Genomic DNA, 11,689 nt, shown 5'->3' with positions numbered 1-11,689 from the left:
CTTGTCTTGGTCGACTGCCAGTTCTACCGGGGCTCCGCTCCTCATGTCCGGCGAAACCGCAGTTCACAACCCCTGGACAACCCCACCCAGCCCGCAAACTTCACGGCCTTGAGGCTAGCCCCCGCCCGGCGCGGCCGGCCCGCCCACCCTCCCCGGCGCCGGACGACCCGGGAATCGAGCCGTTCGGAAGGCACACTCAGGGGTGTGACGGGGGTGACGGACGGGGCATTCAAACATTCGGGTGACGTGATCTTGACCTCTATTGCGAACGGGCACCCCCGTGCTAGGCTCGTCGCAAGTTGCAGTTTGGTTTCCCTTGCAGTACAGAGCCTGCGGAGCATGTGACCGCGGGCTCTCGTCGTTCTCAGACGGATGCAGTTGTGCGGAATTGGTCTTCACACTTGCTGGTTCTGGAGCAGGGCAACCCTTTTGAGCCCAAGGAGGGCTTATGGCTACCGGAACCGTGAAGTGGTTCAACGCCGAAAAGGGCTTTGGTTTCATCGCCCAGGAAGGCGGCGGCCCCGACGTCTTCGTCCACTACTCCGCGATCAACGCGACCGGCTTCCGGTCCCTCGAGGAGAACCAGCAGGTCACCTTCGACGTCACGCAGGGCCCGAAGGGCCCGCAGGCGGAGAACGTCACCCCTGCCTGACCCGATCCTCCGATCCGGGAACGACCAGTAGTACCCAAGGAGCCCCGCGCCGTCCGGCGACGGGGCTCCTGCCTTTCGCCGTCCGGGCCACGCCCTTTCCCGCCGTCCGCATTCCGGACCGGCGGACCCGGGGACGTCGCCTCCTCGGGAATCCGCGGTCCCGGCCGGACGGGCGTCCGTCGCCCGAACGGCGTCATCCCCGGTGAATTCCCGGAGAATTTTCCGCCTCCGGCGCTCGTCTTCCACAGGAATTGCCGCCCGTCCGCGCGACACGCGACCGGGCGCCGCACCACCCGTCCGGCCAGTCATCCCGCGTACAGCTCCTCCACCGCGTCGGCGAAGTCCCGCAGGACGGCCTCGCGCCGCAGCTTCATCGACGGGGTGAGGTGCCCGGCCGCCTCGGTGAAGTCAACGGGCAGGACGGTGAAGCGGCGGATGGACTCGGGGCGGGACAGCATCCGGTTGGCCTCGTCGACGGCGCGCTGGAGGACCGCGAGCAGTTCCGCGTCATCGGTGAGGAGTTCCGGCGGGACCGGGTGCCGGCCGTTCATGCGCCGCCAGTGGGTGATGCCGTCCGGGTCCAGGGTGATCAGCGCGGTCACGTAGGGGCGGCCGTCGCCGAGCACCATGACCTGGGAGATCAGGGGGTGCGAGCGCAGCCAGTCCTCCAGCGGGGCCGGGGCGACGCTCTTGCCGCCCGCGGTGATCAGCAGCTCCTTCTTGCGGCCGGTGAGGGTGAGGTGGCCCTCGTCGTCGAGCTGCCCGAGGTCCCCGGTCGCGAGCCACCCGTCGGGCGCGGCCGGCACCACTCCGCCGGCCCGGGGGTTCCAGTAGCCGCGCAGCACGTGCTCGCCCGCGACGAGGACCTCGCCGTCCGCGGCGATCCGGACCCGGGTGCCGGGCAGCGGCCGGCCCACGGTGCCCAGGCGGGGCCGCTCGGGCGAGGTGATGGTGGTGGCGCCGGTGGTCTCCGTCAGCCCGTAGCCCTCGAAGACCTCGATGCCGGCCCCCGCGTAGAAGGCGGCGAGACGGCGGCCGAGCGGGGAGCCCCCGCTGATGACGTAGCGGACCCGGCCCCCCATGGCGTTGCGCAGCTTGCGGTAGACCAGCGGGTCGTACAGGGCGCGGGCGGCCTTCAGCGCACGGGACGGGCCGGGCCCGGTGCCGTCGCGTCCGGCCTCGACGGCCTCGCCGTGGCGGCGGGCCACGGACACCGCCCGGTCGAAGGTGGCCGCGCGTCCGCCCGACTCCGCGCGGGCGCGGGCGGTGTTGAAGACCTTCTCCAGCATGTAGGGGATGGTCAGCAGACAGGTCGGCCGGAACGCCGCCAGGTCCGGGAGCAGGTCCTGCGGCTTCAGGCTGGGCGCGTGGCCGAGGCGCACCCGGGCCCGGACGCAGGCCACGGCGACCATCCGCCCGAAGATGTGCGACATGGGCAGGAAGAGCAGGACCGACGCCTCCTCGCTGGTCCGGGCGCGGAAGACGGGGTAGAGCAGTTCGATCGCGTTGTCGACCTCGGCGAAGAAGTTGCCGTGGGTCAGGGCGCAGCCCTTGGGCCGGCCGGTGGTGCCGGAGGTGTAGACGAGCGTGGCGAGGGTGTCGGGGCCGAGGACTCCCCGGCGCACCTCCACCTCCTGGTCGGGCACCTGCTCCCCGGCCTCCGCCAGCCGCTCGACGTGCCCCTTCTCCACGACCCACACATGGCGCAGGCCGGGCAGGTGGGCCAGCTCCGGGCCGAGGGCGGCGGCCTGCCCGGCGGTCTCGGTGATCAGGGCGACGGCGCCGGAGTCGTGCAGGATCCAGCGCGCCTGGTACGGCGAGGAGGTGGGGTAGACGGGCACCGTGACCAGGCCGGCGGCCCAGGCCGCGAAGTCCACCACCGTCCACTCGTAGATGGTGCGGGCCATGACGGCGACCCGGTCCCCCGGCCGCAGCCCCTCGGCGATCAAACCCCGGGCCACGGCCCGCACCTGGTCCGCGAACGCGGCGGCGGTCACGTCCGACCAGTCGCCGTCCGCCGACCGGCGGCTGAGGACCACCTCGTCCGGCGCCGCGTGCGCGTTGTCGAAGGGCAGGTCGGCGAGCGAACCGTGCCGCACCGGCCGGGCGAGCGGCGGCACCGACACCTCGCGCACGACGCCGTCGAGCCGTCGGATCTCGGCCTCGGCCGGGGCGGTCGCGCCGAACGCGTCGTACGCGTCGTCGGGGAGGGGGGAGGAAGGCGCGGGGGACACGGGGCGGCTCCAGGGGCGTGCGGTGGGGGTGGCCGGGTGCCGTCACGGCGTACGGGCCGTGCGCGCCGGGGCGGCCCGGCGGCGGCACGCGTCGCGGGGCGCCCCGGGGACAGGGGGCGGACACCGGCCGGACCGGGATCGTACGGCGCGCGCGTGACGGGATCGTGCGGGTTCCGGGGCGGTCCGGAGCCGGGGGTGTGCAGTCTCGGGGATCACGGACCACCGGGCGACGTGCCCGCCCGGCCGGCGCGCCCGCGACGGCCGGTCAGGCTCGTTCCAGCACCGCCGTCACCCCCTGGCCGCCGGCCGCGCAGACGGAGATCAGGCCGCGGCCCGGACCGTCCCGTTCGGCGAGGAGCTTCGCCAGGGTCGCCACGATGCGGGCGCCGGTGGCGGCGAACGGGTGGCCGGTGGCCAGCGACGACCCGGCCACGTTGAGCCGGTCGCGGTCGACGGTGCCCAGCCCCTGCTTCTCCCAGGCGGCCAGGGTGGCGAGCACCTGGGAGGCGAACGCCTCGTGCACCTCGATCAGGTCGAAGTCGTCCAGGCCCAGTCCGGCGCGCTCCAGCATCCGCGGGACCGCGTACGCCGGGGCCATCAGCAGGCCGTCCTCGCCGCCGGCGACGTCGCCGGCGGCGAAGTCCACGGCGGCCGTGGCACAGGTGGTCAGGTGGGCCGGCGGGGTCAGGCCGCGGGCCTCTGCCCACTCCTCGCTCGCCAGCAGGACGACGGCGGCGCCGTCGGTGAGCGGGGTGGAGTTGCCCGCCGTCATCGTCGGTGCGGGACCGTCGAGGCCGAAGACCGGCCGGAGCTTCGCCAGGCTCTCCACGGTCGAGCCGGGCCGCAGGTTCTGGTCGCGCTCCAGCCCGCGGAAGGGCACCACCAGGTCCTCGAAGAAGCCGCGTTCGTACGCCGCCGCGAGCCGCCGGTGGCTGGCGGCGGCCAGTTCGTCCTGGGCCTCGCGGGTGATGCCCCACGCCCGGGCGGTCACGGCGGCGTGCTCGCCCATGGACAGCCCGGTGCGCGGCTCGGCGTTGCGCGGGATGTCGGGCACCAGGTGGCGGGGGCGGATCCCGGCCAGCGCCTTCAGCCGGGCCCCGGCCGACCGGGCCCGGCGGGCGGCCAGCAGGATGCGCCGCAGGTCGTCGTTGACGCCGAGGGGCGCGTCGCTCGCGGTGTCGGCGCCGCCCGCGACCGCGGCCTCGGTCTGGCCCAGCGCGATCTTGTTGGCGGCGGCGATCACGGCCTGCAGGCCGGTGCCGCACGCCTGCTGGATGTCGTAGGCGGGGGTGCGGGGGTCCAGCCGGGAGCCGAGGACGGTCTCGCGGGCCAGGTTGAAGTCGCGGCTGTGCTTGAGGACGGCTCCGGCGACGAACTCGTCCACCGCGCCCGGCCCGTGGAGGCCGTGGCGTTCGACCAGGGCGTCGAGGGCGGCGGTGAGCATCTCCTGGTGGGAGGCGGTGGCGTAGGGGCCGTCGGCGCGGGCGAACGGGACGCGGCTGCCGCCGATGACCGCCACCCGCCGCACCGCCGTCCCCGGCAGCGGTTTCGAAGGACTCATCTCGACCTGCTCCTCACGCGTGACCTAGGATAACCTCCGGTAACCTTACTCCAGAGTAAGCACGGGGCGACCCTCCGGCGAGCCCCCACGAACCCGCTGGGAGTCGCACATGGCCGACCGCTACCTGAGCTTCACCGGCACCCCGCCCGGCCGCTTCCTCACCCGCCGCCTCGGCCTCCCCCGGCCCACGGCCCTGAAGCGCTGGTCACCCGGGCAGCCGGCCCTCGACGGCGGCCTGCTCCACCTCACCGCCGGCTCCACCGCCCTCGACCTCGCCCCGGTCCTCGCCGCCACCGGGCTCGCCCCCGACGACGACGGCCGGCCCGCCGCGGTCGTCCTGGACGCCACCGGGGTACGGGACGTCGACGGCCTCGCCGCCGTGCACGCGGCCCTGCACCCCGTCGTCCGGTCGGTCACCGCCAACGGACGCGTCGTCGTCCTCGGCACGCCGCCGGACCCCGACGACCACCACCAGGCCGCCGCCCAGCAGGCGTTGGAGGGGTTCACCCGCTCCCTGGGCAAGGAGACCGGCCGCGGCACCACCGTCAACCTGCTCCGCCTCGCCGGGGCCGCCCCCGCCGCCGCCTCCACCCTGCGCTTCCTGCTCTCCCCCAAGTCCGCCTACATCAGCGGCCAGGTCATCGGCATCGGCGCCGGCGACCGGGAGACGGCCCCCGCCGACGCCACCGCCGACGCCACCGCCGACCGCCCGCTGGCCGGCCGCACCGCCCTGGTGACCGGCGCCGCCCACGGCATCGGCGAGTCCGTCGCCGAGACCCTGGCCCGCGACGGCGCCCGGGTCGTGGTGCTCGACGTCCCGCAGGCCGCGCAGGACGCCGCCCGCGTCGCCGAACGCCTCGGCGGCACCGCGCTGCCCCTCGACATCACCGCCGCCGACGCGGGCCGGCAGATCCTGCGGGCCCTCCCCGACGGCCTCGACATCCTGGTGCACAACGCGGGCATCACCCGCGACCGACGCCTCGTCAACATGCCCGCCGACCGCTGGAAGCCGGTCCTCGACGTCAACCTGGCGAGCGTGCTGCGCACCACCGACGCCCTGCTCGACGCCGGCGCCCTGCGGCCCGGCGGGCGCATCGTCGCCACCGCCTCCATCGCGGGCATCGCCGGCAACGCCGGGCAGACCAACTACGGCGCCTCCAAGGCCGGCATCGTCGGCCTGGTCCGCTCCCTGGCCCCCCGCGCGCACGCCGCCCACGGCGTCACCGTCAACGCCGTCGCGCCGGGCTTCATCGAGACGAAGATGACCGCCGCCGTCCCGCTGCTCATCCGCGAGGCCGGCCGCCGGATGAACTCCCTCGCCCAGGGCGGTCTCCCCGTCGACGTCGCCGAGACCACCGCCTGGTTCGCGCACCCCGGCTCGGGCGCGGTCAACGGCCAGGTCGTCCGCGTCTGCGGCCAGAGCCTGCTGGGGGCCTGACACCATGACGTCCGCCCCCGGCACCCCGGCCCACGTCCTCGACGGCTCCCCCGCCCTCCCCCCGCTCCTGCTGCGCGGCGCCCTGCTCTCCCCCTTCAAACGCCCCGGCCCCGACGCCGGCTTCCCCCGCACCCGCCTGGTCCTGCCCGGCCTGCGCGTGGACCCCGCCCGGCTCGCCGCCTACCAGCGGGTCTGCGGCTTCCCCGTCGGCGCGGACACGCTGCCGGTGACCTACCCGCACGTCCTCGGCTTCCCCGCGGCCATGCGGCTGATGAGCGGGCGCGACTTCCCCCTGCCGCTGCTCGGGCTGGTCCACACCTCCGTGCACCTCACCCGGCACCGTCCGTCGTCCGCCGCCGACGCGCACGAACTCACCGTGTACGTACGCGGCCTGCGCCCGCACCGGCGCGGCACCGAGGCCAGCGTCGTCACCGAACTGCGCACCGGCGGGGACCTCGTCTGGGAGTCCAGCAGCACCTACCTCGCCCGGCACCGCACCCCCGCCCGCACCCCCGACGCCCCGGGGGTCCGCCCCGCCCACACGCCGGCCGCCGGCCCCGCCGACGACCCCGCGCACCTGCCCGCCGTCGACACCTGGCAGCTCCCCGGCGACCTGGGACGGCGCTACGGCGCCGCCTCCGGCGACCGCAACCCGATCCACCTGCACCCGCTCACCGCGCGGCCGTTCGGCTTCCCCCGGGCCATCGCCCACGGCATGTGGACCGCGGCCCGCTGCCTCGCCGCCCGCCCGGTCCCGGACGCCGCCGTGGTCCGGGCCCGCTTCCGCGCGCCGGTCCCGCTGCCCGCGACGGTGACCCTGGCGGCCGACGGCGGGCACTTCGCCCTGCGCGGCCCCGGGGACCGCGTCCACCTCACCGGGGAGGTCCGCCCGCTCTGACGCCGGCTCAGTCCCGGTCGGCGGCCCCGTCGTCGTCCTCCTCGGGCGGCGACCAGGGGGCGCCCGCCATCAGGTTGCCCAGTCCGGCCCACGCGAAGTTCATCAGGGTCGCCGCCGCCTGCCGCGCCGTGGTGCCCGGGGTCGCGTTGGCCCAGTCGGCCAGCGACTCGGCGGCCCCCACCAGGGCCTCCGCCAGCCCGGACACCTCCCGCTCCGGCAGGTCCGGGTCCCGGTGCGCCTCCCGCGCGGCGGCCAGGATCAGCTGGGTCACGAAGGCCACGATCTCCGCCCGCATCGCGGCCACCTCGGCCGCGAACACCGAGCCCTGCGTACGGGCCTGCAGGTGCAGCACGGCCCAGCCGTCGGGGTGCCGCGCGGTGTGCGCGAAGAACGCCATCAGCCCCGCCCACAGCTGCCGGTCCGCGGGCAGCTCCGGCCGCGCCCCCGCGCGCACCGCCTCGGTGAGCGCCTGCGCCTCCCGCCGGATGCAGGCGGTGAACAGGTCCTCCTTGGAGTTCAGGTACAGGTAGACCAACGGCTTGGACACGCCCGCCAGTTCGGCGATCTCGTCCATCGACGCGGCCATGTACCCCCGCCGCCCGAAGGTCCGCACAGCGGCGTCCAGCATCTGCTGCTCACGGACCGCACGCGGCATCCGCTTGGTCTTCACGGCACCCATGCGGATTAGCGTACGGGGCTCCGGCCCCGGGTCCGGCCGCCCTCGGCCGGCGCGGGCCCCCCGGGCGGGAACGCCCGTGCCCGCGGGCCCCCTCTCCGGGGAGCCCGCGGGCACGGGACGGCGGCGGCCGAGGCGCGCGCCGGGGTCAGGCCGGTACCGCCACCCGACGGGTGTCGTCGGCGGGGGTGTCCCCGTCGACCGGGGAGGAGTGGACCGAGTCGTAGGCGTCCCGGTCCAGCAGCCCCTCCCGGGCGGAGACGACGACCGGCACCAGCGCCTGGCCGGCCACGTTGGTGGCCGTGCGGATCATGTCCAGGATGGGGTCGATGGCGAGGAGCAGGCCGACGCCCTCCATCGGCAGGCCGAGCGTGGACAGGGTCAGCGTCAGCATGACGGTCGCGCCGGTCAATCCCGCCGTGGCGGCGGAGCCGACCACCGACACGAAGGCGATCAGCAGGTAGTCGCCGACGCCGAGCGGGACGTCGAAGATCTGCGCGACGAAGATCGCGGCGATGGCCGGGTAGATCGCGGCGCAGCCGTCCATCTTCGTGGTCGCGCCGAACGGCACGGCGAAGGAGGCGTACTCGCGGGGCACGCCGAGGCGTTCGGTGACCTTCTGGGTGAGCGGCATGGTGCCGACCGACGAACGGGAGACGAAGGCCAGCTGGATGGCGGGCCAGGCGCCCTTGAAGAACTGCACCGGGTTGATCTTCGCGACGCCCGCGAGCAGCGCCGGGTACACGCCGAACATGACGATGAGGCAGCCGATGTAGATGTCGGCGGTGAAGGTGGCGTACTGACCGAGCAGGTCCCAGCCGTAGGTGGCGATGGCGTTGCCGATCAGGCCGACGGTGCCGAGGGGCGCGAGCCGGATGACCCACCACAGCGCCTTCTGCAGCAGCGCCAGGACGGACTCGCTGAAGACCAGGACGGGTTCGGCCTTCTCGCCGAGCTGGAGCGCGGCGATGCCGGCGACGGCGGCCATGAAGACGATCTGCAGCACGTTCAGTTCGGTGAACGGCGTGATGACGTCGGTGGGCACGATGCCGGTGAGGAAGTCGATCCAGGAGCCGGTCTTCTCGGGCTTCGCCCCGTCGGCGGGGGTGAGGCCGGTGCCGGAGCCCGGGTTGGTGACCAGGCCGATGGTGAGACCGATGGCGACCGCGATCAGCGAGGTGATCATGAACCAGAGCAGGGTGCGGGAGGCCAGGCGGGCCGCGTTGTTGACCTTGCGCAGGTTGGTGATCGAGACCAGGATCGCGAAGAAGACCAGCGGGGCGACGGCCAGCTTCAGCAGGCCGATGAAGGTGCCGCCGACCTTCTCGAGGGTGGTGACCAGCCAGGAGAGGTCCTGGCTGCGGGCGAGCCAGCCGAGCAGGACGCCGAGGACGAGACCGGCGAGTATCTGGGCCCAGAAGGGCGCCCTGACGGGCAGCCTGAAGGACTTCGTGTTCGTGGACACGGACATGCTCCGAGGGGGACGCGGTGGTGAGGGGGGAAGGTGGCGGGGGTGGTGCGGGTCGTCAGGGACGACAGGTCGCGGTGGTCACCCGGCAGAGGTCCACGTGCAGGCGTGCCACGAGCGGAACGCTCCGGGGCGTGGGGAACACGGCTGCTGACTTCACCCCGTGACCGTAACACCTGAACTTTGAGACTCCCAAAGCCTCGCTTTGAGAGGCGGGCGTCGCACACCGACCGCACAACGCAAAGCGCCCCGGTGTCCTGGTGGTTCAGGGACCGGGGCGCTCGGCGGCGGGTGTCGGCCTGTGACGGACGCAACGCGCCCGCGGCAGCGGAGGAGAGCGCGGAGGGGGCCGCGCCGAGAGGTCAGGAGGTCCGGGCGCGGCCCTCGCCGCGGGCGGCGTCGTCGGCCGCGTCCTCCTGGTTGCGGTGGGCCTCCAGGTTGGCCTTGACGCGGTCGACCTTGCGCACGATGCCCTCGGAGGCGATGTCCCGCTGCTTGCGCAGGGCGACGAAGCTGATGGGGGCGGAGAGCACCAGGGCGAGCAGGACGATCCACAGGCCGTTGGAGTCACCCAGTCCGCGCGGGGCGAGGCCCGAGTAGACGAGGCCCCAGACGACCACGAGGCAGCCCACGAAGATCCCGAGGCGCATCAGCGTGTAGCGGAGCATCAGATCCACTCTTCCGTGTTCGAACGGCCGGAACGTCCCTTATGGAACGTCCTCCAGTGAAGCACGGGCGGGGAGGGATCTTGCACGGGGGTGGGGCGGCGCGGCTCAGGTGAGCGGCAGGAGCATGACGATGTCGTCGCGGTCGTCGCCGGGCGCCACCCGGATCGCACCCGGAATGCGGCCGACCTCCTTGTACCCGCAGGAGGCGTAGAAGCGTTCCAGGCCGAGGCCGCCGCGGCAGGCGAGGCGGATCGCCTCGATGCCGTCGAAGCCGCGGGCGGCGCGTTCGGCGGCGGCCAGCAGGTCCCGGCCGTACCCCTTGCCCTGGTGGCGGGGGTGGACCATCACCGTGTACAGCCACAGCCAGTGGGTCATCAGGCGGTGGGCGTTGAAGGTGAGGAAGGCGCTCGCGGCCACCCGGCCGTCCCGGTCGTGCCCGACGAGGAGACGGGAGCGCCCCTCGTCCATGGCCACGAACTGGCGGACGAGTTCCGGCCGGATCTGCTCGCGGTCCACGGGCGGCACGAAGCCGACGGCCCCGCCGGCGTCGGAGACGTCGGCCCACAGGTCGAGGAGGCCGTCGCGCAGGGCGGGGGTCACCGGCGGGTCGAGCGTGAAGGTGAGCGGTGCCGGACGCGGGGAGGTAAGCGGCATGAGGTGATGGTAACCCTTACCTCCGGGCGTTCGCCGGGATAATTCGGGTCGACTGCGGGGCCGCGGAACGCCCCGCCCGGCCGTCCGCCCGGGGCACGGCCGACGCGTGAGCCGTGGGCACCGGCCGCTCGGGGAGGCCGTGGAGCCGCGCCTCCGGAGGACAGTGGCGCGCATCGGGAGGACGGTGGCGCGCACCCGCGGCCGGGGGCGGGCGCCCGGCCGAAGTTGTGCACCCGGCCGGGCACGACGGGGCACCCGGCCCCGGACGGGCTCAGACCCGCATCGGCTGCGGTGACTCCCGGCGGGCCGGGTCGGGGCCGTCGTACTCGCGGATGATCTCGTAGCGGGTGTTGCGCTCCACCGGACGGAACCCGGCGTCCCGGATGAGTTCCAGCAGGTCCTCGCGGGTCAGCTTGTCCGGGGTGCCGAAGTTGTCGGCGTCGTGCGTGATCTTGTACTCGACGACCGAGCCGTCCATGTCGTCCGCCCCGTGCTGCAGGGCGAGCTGGGCGGTGTTGACCCCGTGCATCACCCAGAAGACCTTCACGTGCGGCACGTTGTCGAACAGCAGGCGGGAGACGGCGAAGGTCTTCAGCGCCTCGACGCCGGTGGCCATGGAGGTGCGGGCCTGCAGCCGGTTGCGGACCTTGCCGTCCTTCATGTCCACGAAGTCGTGCTGGTAGCGCAGCGGGATGAAGACCTGGAAGCCGCCGGTCTCGTCCTGGAGTTCACGCAGCCGCAGCACGTGGTCGACGCGGTGGCGCGGCTCCTCGATGTGCCCGTAGAGCATGGTGCACGGGGTCTTCAGGCCCTTCTCGTGCGCCAGCCGGTGGATGCGGGACCAGTCCTCCCAGTGGGTGCGGTGGTCCACGATGTGCTGCCGGACCTCCCAGTCGAAGATCTCGGCGCCCCCGCCGGTGAGGGACTCCAGCCCGGCGTCGATCAGCTCGTCGAGGATCTCCGAGGCGGACAGGCCCGAGATGGTCTCGAAGTGGTGGATCTCGGTGGCGGTGAACGCCTTCAGCGACACCTCCGGCAGCGCCGCCTTCAGCTCCCGCAGGGAGCGCGGGTAGTAGCGCCACGGGAGGTTGGGGTGCAGGCCGTTGACGATGTGCAGCTCGGTGAGGTTCTCGCCCTCCATCGCCTTGGCCAGCTTCACCGCCTCCTCGATGCGCATCGTGTAGGCGTCCTTCTCGCCGGGCTTGCGCTGGAAGGAGCAGTAGGCGCAGGAGGCGGTGCACACGTTCGTCATGTTGAGGTGCCGGTTGACGTTGAAGTGCACCACGTCGCCGTTGAGCCTGGTGCGGACCTCGTGCGCCAGCCCGCCGAGCCAGGCCAGGTCGTCCGACTCGTACAGCGCGATGCCGTCCTCGCGGGTCAGGCGGACGCCCGCCCTCACCTTCTCCTCCAGCTCACGCTTGAGCCCGACGTCCATGCCGA

General features: G+C 73.8%; 11 protein-coding genes. 3 read left to right on the top strand and 8 right to left on the bottom strand.

The features are described 5' to 3' along the window. The first annotated feature begins 448 nt into the window (after positions 1–448). On the top strand, positions 449–652 hold the full coding sequence (locus AC02VZ_RS22320) for a cold-shock protein (protein ID WP_006133199.1): 204 nt from the start codon (positions 449–451) through the stop codon (positions 650–652). 305 nt (positions 653–957) lie between these two features. On the opposite strand, the gene AC02VZ_RS22315 is transcribed toward AC02VZ_RS22320, so the two are convergent. After that, positions 958–2,886 (bottom strand): AMP-dependent synthetase/ligase, encoded by a 1,929-nt coding sequence (locus AC02VZ_RS22315; RefSeq protein ID WP_476476222.1) that lies wholly within the window; start codon positions 2,884–2,886, stop codon positions 958–960. Positions 2,887–3,151: 265 nt separating this feature from the next. After that, positions 3,152–4,447, bottom strand: coding sequence for an acetyl-CoA C-acetyltransferase (locus AC02VZ_RS22310; RefSeq protein WP_432055978.1), 1,296 nt, complete (start codon positions 4,445–4,447; stop codon positions 3,152–3,154). A 109-nt stretch (positions 4,448–4,556) separates the two neighbouring features. Between AC02VZ_RS22310 and AC02VZ_RS22305 the strand changes: the two genes are divergently transcribed. Both AC02VZ_RS22305 and AC02VZ_RS22300 read left to right on the top strand, forming a co-directional pair. Next, the gene (locus AC02VZ_RS22305) at positions 4,557–5,885 is read left to right on the top strand and encodes a 3-oxoacyl-ACP reductase (RefSeq protein ID WP_476476221.1); all 1,329 of its coding nucleotides are present in this window, start codon (positions 4,557–4,559) and stop codon (positions 5,883–5,885) included. A gap of 4 nt (positions 5,886–5,889) precedes the next feature. After that, positions 5,890–6,783 (top strand): MaoC/PaaZ C-terminal domain-containing protein, encoded by an 894-nt coding sequence (locus tag AC02VZ_RS22300; RefSeq protein WP_476476220.1) that lies wholly within the window; start codon positions 5,890–5,892, stop codon positions 6,781–6,783. A 7-nt stretch (positions 6,784–6,790) separates the two neighbouring features. Here the strand turns inward: AC02VZ_RS22300 and AC02VZ_RS22295 are convergent, their stop codons facing one another. The 6 genes from AC02VZ_RS22295 to mqnE form a co-directional block, all read right to left on the bottom strand. Continuing rightward, entirely contained in the window at positions 6,791–7,462 is a 672-nt protein-coding gene (locus tag AC02VZ_RS22295) for a TetR/AcrR family transcriptional regulator (protein WP_432055975.1), read from the bottom strand. Positions 7,463–7,607: 145 nt separating this feature from the next. After that, entirely contained in the window at positions 7,608–8,930 is a 1,323-nt protein-coding gene (locus tag AC02VZ_RS22290) for a dicarboxylate/amino acid:cation symporter (protein WP_476476219.1), read from the bottom strand. Between the two features lie 55 nt (positions 8,931–8,985). Next, on the bottom strand, positions 8,986–9,072 hold the full coding sequence (locus tag AC02VZ_RS22285; RefSeq protein ID WP_362092431.1) for a putative leader peptide: 87 nt from the start codon (positions 9,070–9,072) through the stop codon (positions 8,986–8,988). A 217-nt stretch (positions 9,073–9,289) separates the two neighbouring features. Further along, entirely contained in the window at positions 9,290–9,595 is a 306-nt protein-coding gene (locus AC02VZ_RS22280) for a DUF4229 domain-containing protein (RefSeq protein WP_432055973.1), read from the bottom strand. Between the two features lie 105 nt (positions 9,596–9,700). Continuing rightward, positions 9,701–10,249, bottom strand: coding sequence for a GNAT family N-acetyltransferase (locus tag AC02VZ_RS22275; protein WP_432055972.1), 549 nt, complete (start codon positions 10,247–10,249; stop codon positions 9,701–9,703). Positions 10,250–10,520: 271 nt separating this feature from the next. Beyond that, on the bottom strand, positions 10,521–11,684 hold the full coding sequence (gene mqnE / locus AC02VZ_RS22270) for an aminofutalosine synthase MqnE (protein ID WP_362090408.1): 1,164 nt from the start codon (positions 11,682–11,684) through the stop codon (positions 10,521–10,523). Positions 11,685–11,689 lie beyond the last annotated feature (5 nt).

This window comes from Streptomyces sp. 3-6 (assembly GCF_056323165.1).
This window is presented reverse-complemented; position numbering and strand designations above follow the sequence as displayed.